18 protein-coding genes are annotated in these 17,467 nt (G+C 67.1%); 9 read left to right on the top strand and 9 right to left on the bottom strand.

All coding sequences use genetic code 11. From position 1 onward, the window contains the following. Window positions 1-194: 194 nt before the first annotated feature. Both OG300_RS28265 and OG300_RS28260 read right to left on the bottom strand, forming a co-directional pair. Entirely contained in the window at window positions 195-1,493 is a 1,299-nt protein-coding gene (locus OG300_RS28265) for a DUF222 domain-containing protein (protein ID WP_405498704.1), read from the bottom strand. Between the two features lie 359 nt (window positions 1,494-1,852). Then, window positions 1,853-2,047: a hypothetical protein gene (locus OG300_RS28260; RefSeq protein ID WP_405486093.1), complete on the bottom strand. Its 195-nt coding sequence runs from the start codon at window positions 2,045-2,047 to the stop codon at window positions 1,853-1,855. Window positions 2,048-2,282: 235 nt separating this feature from the next. Here OG300_RS28260 and OG300_RS28255 point away from each other — a divergent pair, with 235 nt between their 5' ends. From OG300_RS28255 to OG300_RS28240, 4 genes are all read left to right on the top strand, one after another. After that, window positions 2,283-3,185, top strand: coding sequence for a helix-turn-helix domain-containing protein (locus tag OG300_RS28255; RefSeq protein WP_405486091.1), 903 nt, complete (start codon window positions 2,283-2,285; stop codon window positions 3,183-3,185). Continuing rightward, window positions 3,182-3,379: a DUF397 domain-containing protein gene (locus tag OG300_RS28250; protein ID WP_405486089.1), complete on the top strand. Its 198-nt coding sequence runs from the start codon at window positions 3,182-3,184 to the stop codon at window positions 3,377-3,379. The genes OG300_RS28255 and OG300_RS28250 overlap by 4 nt, the downstream gene beginning before the upstream one ends. Before the next feature lie 66 nt (window positions 3,380-3,445). Further along, window positions 3,446-3,856 carry a VOC family protein gene (locus OG300_RS28245; RefSeq protein ID WP_405486087.1) on the top strand — a complete coding sequence of 137 codons (411 nt, stop codon included), beginning with the start codon at window positions 3,446-3,448 and terminating at the stop codon, window positions 3,854-3,856. Between the two features lie 49 nt (window positions 3,857-3,905). After that, window positions 3,906-6,290, top strand: a complete 2,385-nt coding sequence (locus tag OG300_RS28240) for an ATP-binding cassette domain-containing protein (protein WP_405486085.1) — start codon at window positions 3,906-3,908, stop codon at window positions 6,288-6,290. Between the two features lie 31 nt (window positions 6,291-6,321). On the opposite strand, the gene OG300_RS28235 is transcribed toward OG300_RS28240, so the two are convergent. The 3 genes from OG300_RS28235 to OG300_RS28225 all read right to left on the bottom strand — a co-directional run bounded on the left by OG300_RS28235 (window position 6,322) and on the right by OG300_RS28225 (window position 10,549). Then, entirely contained in the window at window positions 6,322-7,203 is an 882-nt protein-coding gene (locus tag OG300_RS28235) for an esterase/lipase family protein (RefSeq protein WP_405486083.1), read from the bottom strand. Window positions 7,204-7,325: 122 nt separating this feature from the next. Beyond that, entirely contained in the window at window positions 7,326-9,773 is a 2,448-nt protein-coding gene (locus OG300_RS28230; RefSeq protein ID WP_405486081.1) for an ATP-binding protein, read from the bottom strand. Further along, entirely contained in the window at window positions 9,683-10,549 is an 867-nt protein-coding gene (locus OG300_RS28225) for a BTAD domain-containing putative transcriptional regulator (RefSeq protein ID WP_405486079.1), read from the bottom strand. The genes OG300_RS28230 and OG300_RS28225 overlap by 91 nt, the downstream gene beginning before the upstream one ends. Before the next feature lie 398 nt (window positions 10,550-10,947). Between OG300_RS28225 and OG300_RS28220 the strand changes: the two genes are divergently transcribed. Further along, window positions 10,948-11,151, top strand: coding sequence for a hypothetical protein (locus OG300_RS28220; protein ID WP_405486077.1), 204 nt, complete (start codon window positions 10,948-10,950; stop codon window positions 11,149-11,151). A 3-nt stretch (window positions 11,152-11,154) separates the two neighbouring features. Here OG300_RS28220 and OG300_RS28215 read toward each other — a convergent pair whose 3' ends face one another. Further along, window positions 11,155-12,375 (bottom strand): TetR/AcrR family transcriptional regulator, encoded by a 1,221-nt coding sequence (locus tag OG300_RS28215; protein WP_405486075.1) that lies wholly within the window; start codon window positions 12,373-12,375, stop codon window positions 11,155-11,157. 121 nt (window positions 12,376-12,496) lie between these two features. Here OG300_RS28215 and OG300_RS28210 point away from each other — a divergent pair, with 121 nt between their 5' ends. Then, on the top strand, window positions 12,497-12,940 hold the full coding sequence (locus tag OG300_RS28210) for an SRPBCC family protein (RefSeq protein ID WP_405486073.1): 444 nt from the start codon (window positions 12,497-12,499) through the stop codon (window positions 12,938-12,940). A gap of 21 nt (window positions 12,941-12,961) precedes the next feature. Here the strand turns inward: OG300_RS28210 and OG300_RS28205 are convergent, their stop codons facing one another. Further along, the gene (locus OG300_RS28205; RefSeq protein ID WP_405486071.1) at window positions 12,962-13,282 is read right to left on the bottom strand and encodes a DMT family transporter; all 321 of its coding nucleotides are present in this window, start codon (window positions 13,280-13,282) and stop codon (window positions 12,962-12,964) included. Window positions 13,283-13,293: 11 nt separating this feature from the next. After that, window positions 13,294-13,656: a DMT family transporter gene (locus OG300_RS28200; RefSeq protein ID WP_405486069.1), complete on the bottom strand. Its 363-nt coding sequence runs from the start codon at window positions 13,654-13,656 to the stop codon at window positions 13,294-13,296. A 137-nt stretch (window positions 13,657-13,793) separates the two neighbouring features. On the opposite strand from OG300_RS28200, the gene OG300_RS28195 reads away from it, so the two are divergent. Then, on the top strand, window positions 13,794-14,252 hold the full coding sequence (locus tag OG300_RS28195; protein ID WP_405486067.1) for a MarR family winged helix-turn-helix transcriptional regulator: 459 nt from the start codon (window positions 13,794-13,796) through the stop codon (window positions 14,250-14,252). 70 nt (window positions 14,253-14,322) lie between these two features. After that, window positions 14,323-15,081 (top strand): enoyl-CoA hydratase, encoded by a 759-nt coding sequence (locus OG300_RS28190; RefSeq protein WP_405486065.1) that lies wholly within the window; start codon window positions 14,323-14,325, stop codon window positions 15,079-15,081. Between the two features lie 89 nt (window positions 15,082-15,170). On the opposite strand, the gene OG300_RS28185 is transcribed toward OG300_RS28190, so the two are convergent. Further along, window positions 15,171-15,764 (bottom strand): TetR/AcrR family transcriptional regulator, encoded by a 594-nt coding sequence (locus OG300_RS28185; RefSeq protein WP_405486063.1) that lies wholly within the window; start codon window positions 15,762-15,764, stop codon window positions 15,171-15,173. A 95-nt stretch (window positions 15,765-15,859) separates the two neighbouring features. Between OG300_RS28185 and OG300_RS28180 the strand changes: the two genes are divergently transcribed. Next, entirely contained in the window at window positions 15,860-17,464 is a 1,605-nt protein-coding gene (locus OG300_RS28180; protein ID WP_405486061.1) for a carboxyl transferase domain-containing protein, read from the top strand. Window positions 17,465-17,467: the final 3 nt, after the last annotated feature.

The raw sequence follows: 17,467 nt of genomic DNA, 5'->3' as shown, positions 1-17,467 counted from the left end.
TGCAAGACCGGGCAAACCTCAGCCGTCATCGTGGTGAGTGCGAGCAGGTGATCGGTGGGGGCGATGTGCGGGCGTGGGAATGGTCTGACTACGCCCTGGCCGTGTCTATCTACAACGATGTGCCGCCATGGTCGCAACTGCTGGCGGTCCTGACATGCGTTGCGCAGGCGGCAATTCGCTGCGTGACCCGAAGGCTATTCGCGGGGTGGGCCTGCGCGGCGTCGGGCGTGAGTGCGCAGGTCGGTGAGGGTGGCCACGGCCAACTCACCTACATGGTGGCGCAGGTTGACCCGTGGGGTGCCGGTCGGATCCAGCGATAGTGGGGCGATCCATCCGGTGCGGCCCGCGAATGGTGAATCCGGTGGCATGACAACGGTTTTCCAGCCGGTGGGTGTGTCGTTGACCAGCGCATGGCAGGCATCGCATGCCAAGGTCAGGTTCTCGATATCGGTCGGACCACCCTGCGACCACGCGCTGATGTGGTGCACCGCGGACAACGTCGCGGGCGCATTGCAGCCCGGACGGGTGCAGCCACGCTCAGCGGCGATCAACGCCAACCGTTGAGCCGAATTGGCCAGGCGGTGGGCCTGGCCCAGGTGCAGGACCATGCCGTTGTGGTCGAAGATCGCCAAGAATGGTGTCGATTTCTCGGCCAGCCGCAACGCTTCCGGGAGTGGGATGCTGCCGCCGGAGGCGGTGGTCGCGACACCGGCGCGGGCTTCTACCTCGGCCACGCTCATCGTGAGGATGGTCGAGACCGGCAAGCCTCGATGTTCGCCAAGCCGGGCGGGGCCGCGTTCCGGGCGCAGGAACGCTACCAGCGCATCGTGATTGCGTTGCGCGGTCGAGCGCCGGTCACGACCGGCCGCAGCGTCGAGAACGTCGCGGTCGACATGCTCAGGAGCCCAAGGGCTTTCCGGATCGGCCGGGTTGCACATGCCGGGGCGCGCGAGTTTAGCGAGAACGGGCTCGAGCAGTTCACGCAGTGTCGTGGTGATTTCACCACTCAGCGGCGACATTCCACCCACACGGCGCTTGCCGAGTGTAACGCCACGACCACGCTGACGGTCCTCGTCTTCAGTGAGGCTGCCGTCCGGGTCGAGGTAGGCCAGGATCCGATCACCGATTTTCGGCAGATCATCCGGGGTGGTGTTGGTCGCGAACTCGGCGAGCTGGAATTCGACTGTCTCCCGTTGTTCGACATCGAGTTTCACCGGCAGCCGATCCATGATCCGCCCGATCACCCGCGCATGCTCAGCCGACACCAGACCAACGGATTGCGCGGCCGCAGTCCACGGCAGCCACGGCGGCAGGGTCTGACCGGGAACCTCCCGCGGACCCAACAGAGTCGCAGCCCGGCAGCGGGCACGAGCGTCGGCGGCACCGAGGTGCAGCGTGTGTTCGAGGAAGCGCGGCATCGACTTCAACCCGGATTGTGCCGGGATGCCACGCATTTCGATCTGATGGAGCACTCGATGCTGCACCGCGGCCATCCGGCGGGTGCACGATTCCATCTCTTGCAACAGTTCCACGATCTCGGAATCCGACATCGGATCGAGGTTGTCCTCGGCCAGGAAATCCACCGCATCGGAGAGGACTGCCGCATGGTCTGCGGCAGTCGCTTCGCGTGATTCCCCTCCCCGGATCATGTCTTGATTCTACGCCGAAATCGCGGCATGTTCCATCGAATCGCATTGTGATACAACTGCTTTCAGATTCTCGGTGCTGAGATCGACTCCGAACAGCGGAACCGGTTCCGGATGTCGTACCCGACCGAAAATCAAGATCGAGAAATCTCGTCATCGAATTTTGTGCAGCTTCGAACGGCTACGGATCCCTGATCTCGGGGGTTTCAGGCCGCTCGGTGTTGGCCGCGGTGCCATCGGCCGACCGCTCCGGAGGCGGGGACGTAGAGGCAGTGTTCGCCGTCGAGGTAGGTGAGTCGTAGAAACCGGGCATCGCCACGCTCCCGGCCGGAGAATCCCCAGATGGTGACGACTACGCACAGTCCGATGAGTGCTATGAGTGCCCATGTCTGCCAAGACATTTCGCATCCCCTTGCGATGAGTGAACGTGGATTGGATTTCACGAATCACCTCGATGCGACTGCGCGCCGGTCGCTGTTGGTGTCCAACCAATTTCGCGCAAGGAGGAGCGTTGGTAGGGCAATTCGAGCGACAATGATGGGTGCTCAGCTAGGGCAACCCTGCCAGGACTATCCGCTACGGCTGCCCCGTCCAGGGCACTCCAGTTTGGCGATCAAACGATAGCGAGGCTTACGAATGGCCGGATCATCGCTTCCTCGTAGGGCATTCGGTCGCACCCTGCGGCGATATCGCGAACGTGTCGGCAAGAGCCAACTCGCTGCCGGACTTGCTGCGGAGATCTCCCCGCAGGGCATCAGTCGGCTCGAAGAGGGCTACAAGATCAGAATCGCAACCTCGCAGATCAAGGACCTTCTCGACCTCTACGAGGTCAGCGGCTCTGAGCGCGAGGAGGTCTTGAGCCTGTGGCGTGAGGTCAAAGACCAGGATCTGGTGGCGAAAGCCGCGGGCATCGAGAGCAGTTGGTGGCGCTCCTACAGTGACCAGTACGCTCCGCACTTCGACCATTACCTGGCGCTAGAGGAAGTGGCCACACATTTGACCACTCTCCAGATGGTGCTGCTGCCGGGTCTTCTGCAAACCCAGGAGTATCGGCGCACGATGATTCGCATCGCGTCACCGGACCTGTCGGCAGTTGATGTGGAGCGCGGAGTCGAATTGGCGATGCGCCGCCGAACACGGCTGGAGAACAACGAATTTCGAATCGACGTTCTGCTCTGGGAGCCCACTATCTGCGGCAGATCGGGCGGCGGCACGATCATGGCTGATCAGCTTCGCTATTTGGTAGAGGTGTCCGAACGGCCGAACGTCTCGATTCGCGTTGTGCCGCTTGACGTTGTCGGCCACCTCGGTCTCATCGTTCAGACCTTCACTCTGCTGGAGTTCCCGGCCTCATCGATCGGCCGCACGGTCGAACCACCCATCGTGTACGTCGAGGGCTACGAAGGCGCGCTTTTTCACGAGCGGGACGAGGTCATCGCCCGGCATCGACGGGCGATCAGCGACATTCAGGGGCTAGCGTTGAGCGAAGAAGACACCAGACTCTTGGTGACGAGCAGGGCAAAGGAGTACGCGGCGTGAACGTGGATCTTTCCGGCGCACGATGGTTCAAGAGCAGCCGAAGCCAACCCAACGCGGACTGCGTAGAGGTGGCTTTCCTGGACGGACCGAGCGCAGTCGGTGTCCGCGATTCCAAGGATCCGACCGGCCCGGCGCTGGTCTTCCCCGCAAGCGAATGGGACGCCTTCCTGCGTAGTGACCTGGTTCAGGGCTGAACACGCGTAGTTAACTGATCAGGAATCGAGAAGCCTGCGTCTCGGCGCGCGTTTAGCGTGGTGGGCATGGATATCACCATCAACTCGAGTTTCCTGCCGCATGAGGATCCCGAGGCATCGCTGGCGTTCTATCGCGACATCCTCGGGTTCGAGGTCAGGGCCGATGTCGGGCAGGGGACCATGCGGTGGATTACCGTGGGGTCGCCGCGGCAGGCGGGGGTGTCGATCGTGCTGCATCCGCCGGCGGTGGATCCGGGGTTCACCGAGGAGGAGCGGCAGACTGTCGTGGAGTTGATGGCCAAGGGGAATTACGGGCACATCATTCTGTCGACGAAGGACGTGGACGAGACGTTCGATCGGATCCAGGCCACGGGGACCGATGTGGTGCAGGAGCCGACCACGCATCCGTGGGGCGTGCGGGACTGCGCGTTCCGCGATCCGGCGGGAAATCTGGTACGCATCAACGACCAGGGCTGAGCTGCAACGACCCCGGGGCTGCCGCCTCGCCGAACAGATGGAGACCCGCATGGCCACGTCCAAGACCAAGCAGTCGCCCGCACCGCACGCCGCCGACAGCCACGATCTGATCCGCGTGCACGGCGCCCGGGTGAACAACCTCAAAGACGTCAGCATCGAGATCCCGAAGCGGCGGCTGACCGTGTTCACCGGCGTCTCGGGGTCCGGTAAGAGCTCGCTGGTGTTCGGCACCATCGCCGCGGAATCGCAGCGGCTGATCAACGAGACCTACAGCAGCTTCGTGCAGGGCTTCATGCCCAACCAGGCGCGTCCGGATGTCGACGTCCTCGACGGTCTCACCACCGCGATCATCGTCGACCAGCAGCGCATGGGCACCGACCCGCGTTCCACCGTCGGCACCGCCACCGACGCCTACGCCATGCTGCGCATCCTGTTCAGCCGCCTCGGTAAGCCGAATATCGGTTCTCCGCAGGCCTTCTCGTTCAATGTCGCCTCGATCAGCGGCGCGGGTGCGGTCACCGTCGAGAAGGCGGGCAAGACCATCAAGGAGCGCCGCAGCTTCAGCGTCACCGGCGGCATGTGCCCGCGCTGCGAGGGCCGCGGCGAGGTCAACGACATCGACCTGACCCAGCTCTACGACGACACCAAGTCCCTGCGCGAGGGCGCGCTGACCATCCCCGGCTACAGCATGGACGGCTGGTTCGGCCGAATCTTCATGGGCAGCGGCTATTTCGACCCCGAGAAGCCGATCAAGAAGTACAACAAGCGCGAGCTCAACGACCTGCTGTACAAGGAACCGACCAAGATCAAGGTCGACGGCATCAACCTCACCTACGAGGGCCTGATCCCGCGCATCCAGAAATCCATGCTGTCCAAGGACGTCGACGCCCTGCAACCGCACATCCGCGCGTTCGTCGAGCGTGCCGTCACCTTCCAGATCTGCCCGGAATGCCACGGCACCCGGCTGAGTGAGCTGGCCCGCTCCTCGAAGATCAAGAAGATCAATATCGCCGAAGCCTGCGCCATGCAGATCAGTGACCTCGCCGAATGGGTGCGCGGCCTGAAGGAACCGTCGGTCGCGCCGCTGCTGGAATCGCTGCAGCAGACCCTGGACTCGTTCGTCGAGATCGGCCTGGGCTACCTCAGCCTGGACCGCCCGTCGGGCACCCTGTCCGGCGGAGAAGCCCAGCGCACCAAGATGATCCGCCACCTCGGCTCCTCACTCACCGACGTCACCTACGTCTTCGACGAGCCCACCATCGGCCTGCACCCGCACGACATCGCGCGCATGAACGACCTGCTGCTGCGCCTGCGGGACAAGGGCAACACGGTGCTGGTGGTGGAGCACAAGCCGGAGACCATCGCCATCGCCGACCACATCGTCGACCTGGGCCCGGGAGCCGGAACCGGCGGCGGCACAGTCTGTTTCGAGGGAACGGTCGACGGCCTGCGCACCAGCGGCACCATCACCGGACGGCACTACGACGACCGCGCCAAGCTGAAGTCCACCGAGCGTAAGCCCAACGGCGCGTTGAAGATCCGCGGCGCGAAGTTGCACAACCTCCAGAACGTCGACGTCGACATCCCGCTCGGCGTGCTGGTGGTGCTCACCGGCGTAGCGGGTTCCGGCAAGAGCTCCCTGGTGCACGGCTCCATCCCGCCCGGCGAGAACGTGGTCTCGGTCGACCAGACCCCCATCCGCGGCTCCCGCCGCAGCAATCCCGCCACCTACACCGGCCTGCTCGAACCCATCCGCAAGGCGTTCGCCAGGGCCAATGGCGTGAAACCCGCACTGTTCAGCGCTAATTCGGAGGGTGCGTGCCCGAACTGCAACGGCGCGGGCGTCATCTACACCGACCTGGCCGTCATGGCCGGTGTCGAAACCGTCTGTGAAGTGTGCGAGGGCAAGCGTTTCCAAGCCGCCGTCCTCGACTACCACCTGGGCGGGCGCGACATCAGCGAGGTACTCGCCATGTCGGTCGCCGAAGCCCTGGAATTCTTCAGCGACGGCGAAGCGAAAATCCCCGCCGCACAGGCGATCCTGCAACGCCTCTCGGATGTCGGCCTCGGCTACCTGAAAGTCGGCCAACCCCTCACCACCCTCTCCGGCGGCGAACGCCAACGCCTCAAGCTCGCCACCCACATGGCCGACAAGGGCGGCATCTACGTCCTCGACGAACCCACCGCAGGCCTGCACCTGGCCGACGTGGAACAACTCCTCGCCCTCCTCGACCGCCTGGTCGAATCCGGCAAGTCCGTAATCGTCGTCGAACACCACCAGGCCGTAATGGCCCACGCCGACTGGATCATCGACCTCGGCCCCGGCGCGGGCCACGACGGCGGTCGCATCGTCTTCGAAGGCACCCCCGCCGCCCTGGTAGCCGCTCGCTCCACCCTCACCGCCCAGCATCTCGCCGAATACATCGGAGCCTGAACGGATCCCACCAGCCGAGAGTGCCGCCGGGTCAGCGCTGCAACTGTTGCAGCACCCACCCGGCGGTGTCGGTGCTGGACCGGATCAGGGAGTGGTCGACCGGGGTCGCACCGGGGAACAGGTCCTCGTAGACCGCGTTCACCACGCCCGGCTCGTCGATGAGTGAGCAGGCGGGTGCGGGGGTGGCGAGTTGGTCGTTGCGGGTGGCGATCACCGAGTAGGTGACGCCGGGCTGGGTGACCTGGGTGGCGAAGATGGCCTGGTAGATCGCGGAGGTGGGGGCCATCTCCATGGCTGCCGCGTTGGACGGGGACAGCGTCGCAAGGACACTCGGCAAGAAGGGCAACGCCTGGAGGAGTTGGACCGGGGTCACCGGCGAGTTCTTGATGCCCATGGCGGTGAGCAGGCCCGCGCCGTCACAGCCACGGGCTTCGGGAGTGATGAACACCGCGTGGTTCACGTTCGGCGCACCGCCCAGGAGCTTGAGGTAGTCGTTGCTCACGATGGTGCCCGCGGAGTGCGCGATCAGCTCGATCTTGTCCGCGCCCGTGGTCTTGCGCACCTTGGTGATGAAGTCGGCGACCTGGTTGGCCTCGCTGGGAATGTCTCCGGCCCAACGGGTTCCGTCGATTATGCCGCCCTGGAACAGCACCGTGCAGTAGCCCGCGTCACGCAGTGCGCCGAGCATCGTCGACCACTGGTCGGCGGTCTGTGCGGTGGTGCCGTCGCCGCCGGGCAGTACGACGACCGGGTTCGGGTGGGCGGCGGTGGGAGTGCAATCGATCGGTGGTTCGATGGTGGTTCCGGCGGCAGCGGTGGGCGTTCCCCCCGACCCGGAATCCGGGGCCGCCGTGGCGGTGGCGGTCAGGGTCACGCCCAGTACGACGGCGGCAAGTCCCGCGGTAATTCTCATGACTGACAAAGCCTTCCGGCACTATTCGAACAAGTCCACCCCGACCATGCGTCGAACCCGCACTGGTACAGCACCATACCGGCGGATGCCCGCGCGTGCTGGACACCGCGCGGTCTGCCGATTCAGCGCGCGTCGACCGGGGTGCGCCGATGTCGTGGACCGGCCGGGGCGAGGCCGGGCAGTTCCAGCCCGCTCAACTCGGCCCGGATGCGCACCATGAGCGCGTCCGATGCCGCGAAATGCACTGCGGCACGCGCACTCTCGCCGAGTGCCTCGGACAGCCGCCCCAGCACCAGATCCATCGGCTCGAACACCAGCCCGGTCGACTCCAGCCCGATGATCGTCCCCGCATAGGGCAGCAGCCGCCGATACAGCGGTTCGAGCTGATCCGTGCGACCCAGCCCGATCGCCAGATACGCCCGGCACGCGTACTCCGCCGACGGGAACAATTCCGGTTCCTGCGCCGAGCATTCCGCATCCAGCGTCCGCGCACCCTCCAGATCCCCGGTGAACAGCAGCGCCAACCCGAGCACCGGACCAGCGAAGTACGGTGCGGCCGCGTGCAATCCGCGCAGTCGCTGCACCGACGGCGTCAGATCCCCGCGCACCCACGCGAAAGACAGCACGTGCAGCGCCCGGATCAGCCCGTCCTCGGTGAACCCCAGCCGTGAGAACTGCTCGTCCGCCTCGGCGTAGAGCCTCTCGGCCGAAGCGAAATCATCGCGCAGCACCGCGACCGTCGCCGCGAAGCAACTCAAAGCCAGCAGCAACTGCGGCAATTCGGCATCGGTGGTGGTGGCCAGCGCCAGCTCCGCCTGCCGATACGCCTCGGGCAGCTCCACCACCGCCAGCGCACACCGGAACAACGCGTAATGCGCCTGCGGCCGATACTGATCCAGCCCCGCGCCCTCGGCGATCGCCAGCAGCTCCCGCGCGTCGCTCACATCCTCGATGCCGCAGAAGCGGTGGATGGTGTTCGCGCCCAGCGCCACACACAGCAGCTCCGGATCGCCGTCGGTCCGCGCCAGCGCCAGCGCCTCCCGCGCGAAACGCCTGCTGCGCCCCGGATCTCGATAGTCCATCGCGGTCTCGTAGGAGGCGACCGCCAGCAGCCGCACCCGATCGGCCACCGGCAGTTCCTCGGCCAGGCAGTCCACCACTGCGTGCACCAGCCGCCGCCGCGGATCGGGCAACTCGATGCCCGGATACAGGATGGGCGCCCGCCAGCTGGTCAGCGCCCGCACCAGCAGCGCCGGGTCGCCGAGCTGCTGCGCCAGCCCCACCGCGCGCTCCCGCACCGCCCGCGCCTCGATCCAGCGCGCCTGAAAAGCCATGGCGGACACCAGCGCACAGTGCGCGTCCAGCAGCGCGATCCGGTCGTCGCGCGCCGCGTGCTGCTCCCCGTGCCCGGCCAGCTCGTGCAGTTCGAGCACCGCCTGCCACAGCCCCACCGTATCGGCGGCCATCCCGCGATCGGTGCTGCGTCGCGCCGCCGTCATCACGTAATCGATGGCCTGCCCCGCGGTTTCGGGCCGCGCCCCCAGAATCGCGTGATGCGCCAGCATATCCGGGTCCCGTGCCAGCCCCGGGAACTCCGCGACATGCGCGAGCAGCAGTTCCAGTGCGGCCCAGTGCATTCGGCCGCGTCGCAGCCGGGGAATGCTCTGGTACACCGACTCCTGGATGAGCGCGTGATCGAAGGTGATGCGCCCGGTGCGGTCGCTGCGCACCAGCGCCGCCACCTCCGCCTCGGCCAGCAGGTCGATGAGCCGATCCTCGCCGATCGCGGTGGCCAGCCCCAGGATTCGCAGGTCCACGCCCTCACCCCAGATGGCCAGCTGCCCCAGCACCGTGGTGACCTCGGGCGAGAGCCGCCGCAGCCGGGTGGCGATCAGCTCCCGGATGGAATCGGGCACCTCGTCCCCGCCGCCCTGCGCCGCCATGAGTTTGGCGGTCTCCCGCACGAAAAGCGGGTTCCCGCCGGTGCGCCGATGCAGCGCGGTCAGCGCCTCCCCGGAGATCTCGGTCAGCCCGGCCGCCCGCACGGCTTCCCGGGTGGCGTCCAGGTCCAGCCCGGTCAGCTCCAACCAGTCGGCGGTGTGGTGGGCGAGCGCGGCGGCGCTGGCGTGCAGTCCGGGCCCGGCTTCGGAGCCGCGCAACGTGATCAGCATCAGCACCGGTTGATCGCGCAGCCAGTTGGCCACCTGCCGCAGCACTTGCAGGGTCGCGGTGTCGGCGCGGTGGGCGTCCTCGAGCAGGATCACCACCGGCCCGTTCGCCGCGCGCTGGCGACACAGCGCCACCGCCGCCCGCGCGATGGCGAAAGCGTCGGCGACAGCCAGGTTTTCGGCTGCCGCGGGTTCCAGCGCGGTGAGCATCTCGGCCCACGCCCAGGCCGGGGGAGCGCCGTCCACCTCGGGGCAGCCGCCGCGCAGGCAGGTCCAGGACGCGTCGGCGAGATCGCGCAGCGTGACCTCGGTCAGGGTGGTCTTGCCCGCCCCGGCCTCGCCCGCGATCCAGACGATCTGCAGCTGGCCGTTGCCCGCGGCGGCGGCGGTGTCGCGCAGCACGGTGTGTTCGCGGGTGTAGCCGATCCGCTCGGGCGGGCGCGCAATTCGGCTGGGCGGGTCGCGCTCACATTGGCGAGGGTCTCGTCGTGGCTGAGGATCGCCAGTTCCAGCTCGCGCAGCGCGGGGCTGGGATCGATTCCGTATTCGTCGCCGAGATATTCGCGGGAGCGCCGCAGGGTGGCCAGTGCCTGCGCCTGCTGCCCGGCCCGATATTGCGCGGTGGCCAGCAGCCGGGCGATTTCCTCGCGTTCCGGGTGCTGCTCGAACAGGGTGCGCAGCTCGATCGCGACCTCGGCGGGCCGATTGAGCTCGAGTTCCACGCCCGCGCGCATTTCGGCCGCGGTGAGCCTCAGTTCGGTCAGGCGTGCGGCCTCGTGTGCGGCCCAGGCGAAGGTGGTCAGGCCGTCGAAGGGGGAGCCGGTCCAGCAGGACAGTGCGCGGTCGAGCAGTCGGCGACGGCCGAGCGGATCGGGCCAGCCGCCGGGGGCCCGCACCCGCTGCTCGTATTCGCGCAGCAGCGCCTCGAACTGCCAGACGTCCACGGCCTCCGGTGCGAGTTTCAGTGCGTAGCCGGAGGATTCCGAGACCAGGAAGCGCGAGGGCGCGCGGCGCGGACGATCCGGTTCGACCAGGCGGCGCAGATTGTGGATGTGCACCTGTAGGACCGAGGCGGCGGTGGGCGGCGGATCGCCCTCCCAGAGATCGTCGATGAGGCGTTCGGCCGTGGTCGGGCGGGGTCCGGCGGCGACCAGGCGGGCGAGGACAGCCCGCAACATGGTGGCACCCAATGCGACTGGTCGGTCCTCGAGGCTGAGTTGAATCGGGCCGAGCACCTGTATCCGCGGTTCGACCATAACCCTCGCGATTATTCCCCGTTACCGCCCCGGACTCGCCGGAAACCGGTGGTCGAATTCGACTCGCGCACTTCGGTTGCTGCATCGGCGAATGATTGGCAAATATATTTGCTCAGAAGACAAGCGCTAATCACCACGAAAGACTCCCGGAAGTGCGGCGGCGAATACTTTTGCCACCACCGCATGGAAGGGGATCACCAATGGTGACGGTTATGAGCACGAGCGATGACTATGCGGCTGTGCTGGCGGCAGTGATGCGAGCCGGCGCCTGGCCGACCGATGTCACGCAATCGCTGACCGATAGCTATGGGAGGAATGCCATGAGCCGGATTGACAGGGCCGAGCCGCACACCATGGGCCTCTACTGGGACCGCGACGGAGATGTCTGGCAGCGAGAGGACGCCGGCTGGCGCCTGATCCTGCAGAGCGGCGTCGCGGTGGATCCGATCTCGGTGTGGGAGTGGGACAACGGGCACGTCCGCGACTACGCCCCCTTCACCCCGATGAACGCCCTCGTCGGGTAGGACTCAGAGCGCGGGCCGCACCGGCCCGAACAGGGTGACCTCCATCAGGCGAATCACCCTGGCCTGCGGGCAGATGCGCGGATCGTCGCCGAACTCCCGCCCCAGATCGACCACCAGTCCGAAGGCGGCCTGCACCAGAATGCGGGCCTCACCCTCGGACAGTTCCGGCCGCACCGCCACCAGCAGCCGCACCCATTCGGCGACGATGAGTCGCTGCACATTGCGCAGCATGGTGCGCTCTTCGGCCGAGACATGGCTGAATTCGGCGTAGTAGACGAAGGTGAGCTCGCGCTCGGCGAACGAACCGGCGACATAGAGGTCGACCAGCTTGGTCAGCGCCTCGGCGGGACTCGAAGACGAGGCGACCGCCGGGCCGATCGCGCCCGACACCCGATCCGCCGCGCGGCGGAAGGCCGCCGCCAGCAGATCGCCCTTGCTGCGGTAGTACCGGTAGACCGCCGACGCCGCGGACAGTTCGGCCGCCGCGGCGATGTCCTCCACGCTCACATTGGGATAGCCACGCTCGTGGAAGAGCTCCACGGCTCTCTTCAACAGCAGTTCGTGCTTGAACGACAGCGGGATCTCCACCGCGCGCGGCGTGCTCGCGCCGGTGGCCGCCGGGGGTAGCTCGGTGGTGATCACCGCGTCGCAGGCCGAATGCAGCAGGGCCGACAGCGATTTCGCGGGCAGTGCGGCATGGTGGTCGCCGATGCTGGAGATGATCGACAGCAGCGCCACCGCCCGCACCGCGCGATCGTGCCCGTCCAGCTCCGGCCGGACATCCTTGATCAGCGCGCGCAGCGTGCTCAGCGCCTGAGCGAACTGATCCTCGAGCGTGCGCCGATCCTCGTCGATCAGATACCGGCGCTCCCAGCGAATCAGCGTCACGGTGGCGCGATTGGCGATGGTCTCGGTGATCATCCGATCCAGCACCCGGTCCAGCCGCTGGCGCGGTGAACACCCCTCCTGCGGATCCGGCGGCACCGCGGCCTGCGCGGTCAGCTGTCCCAGGCGTAGCAGTTCCTCGCGGAACAGCGCGTACTTGCTGGGGTAGTGCCGGTACAGCGCGGCCGAGGAGATACCGAGCCGAGTGGCGATGTCCTCCATGCTCACCCCGTGATACCCGAGCGAGCCGAAGGCGGCCGCCGAGGTGGCGGCGATCTGCGCGCGCCGGTTCTTGGGACGGCGCCGGATCACCCGCGCCGGTTCCTCCTCGACAGTCATGTTCGCAATCGTAGTCACCAGCGTTTGCATCGACGGTGGGCCGCCGATCTCGTAGGCTGCCCAGCACATCGGTGTCTGAATCAGAGGTCTACATCGGTGTCCGATCAGAACGGAGCCGGGCATGCGCACGGTCGACGTGGAGCGGACGATTCCCGCTCCGCTCCCGGATGTGTTCGAATGGCTGACCGACGCCAGCAATTTTCAACGGGTTCCGCTGGTGCGGCGGGTGACGCTGGTCCGCCCCGGTGATACCAACAGTCACGGCGCGGGCGCGGTCCGCCTGATCGTGACCCCGCTGCTGCGGCTCACCGAGGAGATCATCGAATACGACCGCCCGCACCTGATGCGCTACCGACTACTGAAAAGTGTTCCGCCACTGCGACATCAAGAGGGATCCATCAGATTCGAGCCGGTCCCCGCGGGCACCCGGGTGACCTGGTCGTCGACCTTCGAGATCGATGCCCCCGCGCTGGCTCCGCTCTGGACGCGGCTGGCCCTGCCGATGGTGCGCGGTGGTTTCGTCATGGTGCTGCGCACCGCGGAGCGTGAACTCCGCGGCGCGTGAGGATGATTCGGGTGGCGCGCGTCAGGCGCCGCCCGCCAGTCGCAGCGTGATCGCCCCGGCGATGATGGCCGCGAACGAGATCAGCTTGGGCACGGTGATCGTCTCTTTGTAGATCAGCGCGCCCAGGATCACGGTGCCGATGGAGCCGATCCCGGTCCACACCGTGTACCCGACACCGACGTCGAGCGTGCGCAAAGCCAAACTGAGCGTGAAGATCCCGCCCGCGGCGGCGATCAGGGTGAACACCGACGGCCACAGCCGGGTGAAGCCCTTGGTGGCATTGGTGCCGAGTGCGAAGGCCACTTCGAAGACGGCGGCGATCAGCAGATATCCCCAGGCCATGATGAAACTCCTTATGCCGCAGCGAGAGTGTCGGATTCGTTGGTCTTGCGGGTGGCGAGCTTGTCGGCGACCTTGAGCCCGAGCACGCCGCCGATGATGAGCACGAAGGCCACCGCCTTGGCCGGTGTCATCGCCTCGTGGAACACCACCGAGGCGAACACCACGGTGCCGACCGAGCCGATCCCGGTCCAAACCGTGTATCCCACACCGACATCCAGTGTTCTCAGCGCGAGGCTGAGGAAGAAGATCCCGCCCGCCGCGGCCGCCGCGGTGAGCAGTGACGGTCCCAGCACCGTGAATCCGTGCGTGGCATTTGTGGCCAGCGCGAACACGATCTCGAAGACCGAGGCGATCAGCAGATAAATCCAGGCCATGAGAACCCTCCGGCGAACAGTTGCATGTATATGCAAATACATCGAACGAGAAGAAGCTTGCATGTACATGTAACCTGTTGTCAAGGGTGACGGCCGAACTCGTTCGCCGCCCACGTCAGCTCTCGAGGAGGCCGGTCATGTCGACCCGGGTCAGCGCCACACCCACCACCGATGCGCCGATGTGGAACCTGCTGCTCACGCTGCACGCGCAGGTCGAGGCCCGGCTCACCGCCGCACTACAGCGCCGCCACGGCCTGGGCCTCTCGGAGTACCGCGCGCTCGTCTTCCTCGACGACGCACCCGACAACGAGCTGCGCATGCAGGACCTCGCCGCCAAGCTCGGCCTCAACCAGAGCTCCGTCACCCGCCTGGTCGGCCGCCTCAACACCGCCGACTACACCTATCGCGACCTGTGTCCCGACGACAAGCGCGGCGTCTACACCGTCCTCACCGAGGCCGGGCGCACCCGCTACCGCGAGGCCCGCCCCACCTACGAGGACACCCTCACCGCCGCCCTCGCCGAGGCCGCCGAGGCCGATCCCGCCGTCGCCGCCGTCCTGGCCACCGCCCGCAAAACCACTGCGCCACAGTCCTGAACCTCCGACATGCCCGCCGCGCCGGGCACCCCTTGCGCCGACCACCGGTGCGGTGCATACGATCTGGGCCATGGCGGAAATCAAGCTGGAGCGCCTGGGCAAGGTGGCGCTGGTGACGGTGCACGACCCCGGCAAGCGGAACGCGTTGACCCTCGATCTATCCGCCGATCTCGCCGACGCGGTCGCGGAAGTCCAGCACGACACCGGAATCCACGCCCTCGTGGTCACCGGCACCCCACCCGCGTTCTGCGCCGGAGCCAACCTCACCGCCCTCGGTGAGGCCCGCGAGGAGGGCCTGCGTGCCATCTACGAGGGCTTCCTCGCCGTGGCCCGCTGCACCCTCCCGACGGTGGCGGCGGTCGGCGGCCAAGCGGTCGGCGCGGGCCTGAACCTGGCCCTCGCCACCGACATTCGCCTCGCCAACCCCCAGGCCCGATTCGACCCGCGCTTCCTGCGCCTCGGCATCCACCCCGGCGGCGGCATGACCTGGATGCTGCAACGCGCGGTCGGCGCGCAACAGGCCATGGCCATGACCCTTTTCGGCGAGGTCCTCGACGCCGACGCCGCCCTGCGCGCGGGCCTGGTCCACCGCGTGATCGACGGCGACCACGACAAACTGGTCGCAGCGGCAGTCGAATTCGCCGCCGGCGCAGCCGAAGCCCCGCGCGAACTGCTCATCGAAACCAAACGCACCATGCGAGCCACCCGAGCCATCGCGGCCCACGCCGAAGCGGTCAACGCCGAAGTGGTCCCCCAGCTGGCCTCCCTGACCTCCCCGGAGTTCCTGGCCTGCCTCGAGCAGGCCAAAACCCGCATCGCCAGTTCCTGAGCCCACCAAGGGTTTCCAAGATCAGGGAGCTCTCACCGTCGGAATCTCCCCGATTCCACACGGTCAGAGCTCCCTGATCTTGTTGTGCCTCAGCTCAGTGCGTCGAGGGCCATACGGCGCAGGATGGGCCGCGCGCGGGTGGCCAGCGCGGCGGGGGCGCTGTGGGGAGTGGAGTTGATGAGCCCGAAGGTGGCGTGCGCCTGGACTCGGGCCGCCGCCTCGGGGAGATCGGGGTGCAGATCGCGCAGGACGGTCACCCAGATTTCGACGTACTGCCGCTGAGTCCGGCGAACCTGGCGGCGCGCTGCCTCGGGCAGATTTTCCAGGTCCCGATCCTGGATCCGAATGAGTTCCGGCTCGCCCAGCGCGAAGTCGAGATGGAAGTCGACCAGACCGGAGAGAGCCGCAGCGGGGGAGTCGGACTGCCCGGCCACCGCGCGCCCCCCGTCGAGTAGCCGCTGACTGATCCCGACCAGCAGTTCGACCAGCAGCGCTTCCTTGTTGGGGAAGTGGCGGTAAACCGCCGGGCCGCTGATCCCCGCTGCCGCACCCAGGTCGTCGAGGCGCATACCGGGAAAACCGCGGTCCGCGATCAGCCGCGCGCCCGCCTCCAGCAGCTGCTGCCGTCGCTGGGCCTTGAGCTGTTCGCGGCGCGTCGGTGCCGCGGTTTCCGTGCTGTTCACCGCATGCTCCCTTCACCGGTAGTGGACAACTCAGTTAGTGAAGATTATCTTATTTTTCAGTTATTGGTGATTAACCAAGTGGGCAGGATGATGCGATGACCCTCACTGGGGACGTGCGCACCGGCAATCGGGCCGCGCATCTCGCGCTGGTGGACGAGCTGCGGGAACGACTGGCCGTGAGCGCGCTGGGCGGACCGGAGAAGTCGCGCGAGCGGCACCTCGCACGCGGCAAGCTGCTGCCGCGGCAGCGGGTGGACCAGCTGCTGGACACCGGCAGCCCGTTCCTGGAGCTGTCGCCGCTGGCCGCCAACGGCATGTATGACGACGAGTGCCCCGGCGCGGGCGTGATCGGCGGCATCGGCCGGGTGTCCGGTCGCGAATGCGTGATCGTCGCCAACGACGCCACGGTCAAGGGCGGCACCTACTACCCGATGAGCGTGAAGAAGCATCTGCGCGCCCAGGAGGTGGCGTTGCAGAACAACCTGCCGTGCGTCTACCTGGTCGACTCCGGCGGCGCGTACCTGCCGCGCCAGGACGAGGTCTTCCCCGACCGCGAGCACTTCGGCCGCATCTTCTTCAACCAGGCGAACATGAGCGCCAGGGGCATCGCGCAGATCTCCGCCGTGCTCGGCTCGTGCACCGCCGGTGGCGCGTACGTGCCCGCCATGAGCGACGAGACCGTCATCGTGCGCAACCAGGGCACCATCTTCCTGGGCGGCCCGCCGCTGGTGAAGGCCGCGACCGGTGAGATCGTCACCGCCGAGGAGCTGGGCGGCGGCGACTTGCATTCGCGCACTTCGGGAGTCACCGACCACCTGGCCGAAAGCGACCAGGACGCGCTGCGCATCGTCCGCAACATCATCGCCACGCTGGGCCCGAAAACCCCCACCCCGTGGGACGTCGCCCCGACCGTGGATCCCATCGCGCCGCAGGACGAGCTGTACGACGTGGTCCCCGTGGACCTGCGCACCCCCTACGACGTGCGCGAGGTCATCACCCGCGTGGTCGACGGCGGCGAATTCCATGAATTCAAAGCCGAATACGGCAAGACCCTGGTCACCGGCTTCGCCCGCATCCACGGCCACCCGGTCGGCATCGTCGCCAACAACGGCGTGCTGTTCGGCGAATCCGCCATGAAGGGCGCGCATTTCATCGAGCTGTGCGACAAGCGCAAGACCCCGCTGCTGTTCCTGCAGAACATCACCGGCTTCATGGTCGGCCGCGACTACGAGGCGGGCGGCATCGCCAAGCACGGCGCGAAGATGGTCACCGCGGTGGCCTGTGCCCGGGTGCCGAAGCTGACCGTGGTCATCGGCGGCTCCTACGGCGCGGGCAACTACTCCATGTGCGGACGCGCGTATTCGCCTCGCTTCCTGTGGATGTGGCCGAACGCCCGCATCTCGGTGATGGGCGGCGAGCAGGCCGCGTCTGTGCTGGCCACCGTGCGCGGCGAAGCGCAGGGAGGTGGAGCGCAACTGGACGGCAATGGCAAGCCCTGGTCGGCCGAGGACCAGGAGGCCTTCAAGGCCCCTATCCGCGACCAGTACGAAGCCCAGGGCAATCCGTACTACTCGACCGCGCGTCTCTGGGACGATGGCGTCATCGACCCGGCCGACACCAGAACCGTTGTCGGCCTGGCTCTCTCGGTCTGCGCACAGGCTCCGCTCGAGCCTGTCTCCTACGGCGTCTTCCGGATGTGATTG

Source organism: Nocardia sp. NBC_00511, assembly GCF_045161165.1.
Classification (GTDB): Bacteria; Actinomycetota; Actinomycetes; order Mycobacteriales; family Mycobacteriaceae; genus Nocardia.
The sequence above is the reverse complement of the archived record's forward strand: the minus strand, read 5'-3'. Positions and strand labels throughout refer to the sequence as shown.

Excerpts from the sequence above, each read along its gene's own strand:
- OG300_RS28190 (WP_405486065.1), top strand. The coding sequence starts at position 14,323 with ATGGCGGAAATCAAGCTGGAGCGCCTGGGCAAGGTGGCGCTGGTGACG.
- OG300_RS28195 (WP_405486067.1), top strand. The coding sequence starts at position 13,794 with ATGTCGACCCGGGTCAGCGCCACACCCACCACCGATGCGCCGATGTGG.
- OG300_RS28255 (WP_405486091.1), top strand. The coding sequence starts at position 2,283 with ATGGCCGGATCATCGCTTCCTCGTAGGGCATTCGGTCGCACCCTGCGG.
- OG300_RS28205 (WP_405486071.1), bottom strand. The coding sequence starts at position 13,282 with ATGGCCTGGGGATATCTGCTGATCGCCGCCGTCTTCGAAGTGGCCTTC.
- OG300_RS28200 (WP_405486069.1), bottom strand. The coding sequence starts at position 13,656 with ATGGCCTGGATTTATCTGCTGATCGCCTCGGTCTTCGAGATCGTGTTC.
- OG300_RS28220 (WP_405486077.1), top strand. The coding sequence starts at position 10,948 with ATGAGCCGGATTGACAGGGCCGAGCCGCACACCATGGGCCTCTACTGG.
- OG300_RS28265 (WP_405498704.1), bottom strand. The coding sequence starts at position 1,493 with ATGGCCGCGGTGCAGCATCGAGTGCTCCATCAGATCGAAATGCGTGGC.
- OG300_RS28210 (WP_405486073.1), top strand. The coding sequence starts at position 12,497 with ATGCGCACGGTCGACGTGGAGCGGACGATTCCCGCTCCGCTCCCGGAT.
- OG300_RS28245 (WP_405486087.1), top strand. The coding sequence starts at position 3,446 with ATGGATATCACCATCAACTCGAGTTTCCTGCCGCATGAGGATCCCGAG.
- OG300_RS28260 (WP_405486093.1), bottom strand. The coding sequence starts at position 2,047 with ATGTCTTGGCAGACATGGGCACTCATAGCACTCATCGGACTGTGCGTA.
- OG300_RS28225 (WP_405486079.1), bottom strand. The coding sequence starts at position 10,549 with ATGTTGCGGGCTGTCCTCGCCCGCCTGGTCGCCGCCGGACCCCGCCCG.
- OG300_RS28180 (WP_405486061.1), top strand. The coding sequence starts at position 15,860 with ATGACCCTCACTGGGGACGTGCGCACCGGCAATCGGGCCGCGCATCTC.
- OG300_RS28215 (WP_405486075.1), bottom strand. The coding sequence starts at position 12,375 with ATGACTGTCGAGGAGGAACCGGCGCGGGTGATCCGGCGCCGTCCCAAG.
- OG300_RS28235 (WP_405486083.1), bottom strand. The coding sequence starts at position 7,203 with ATGAGAATTACCGCGGGACTTGCCGCCGTCGTACTGGGCGTGACCCTG.
- OG300_RS28240 (WP_405486085.1), top strand. The coding sequence starts at position 3,906 with ATGGCCACGTCCAAGACCAAGCAGTCGCCCGCACCGCACGCCGCCGAC.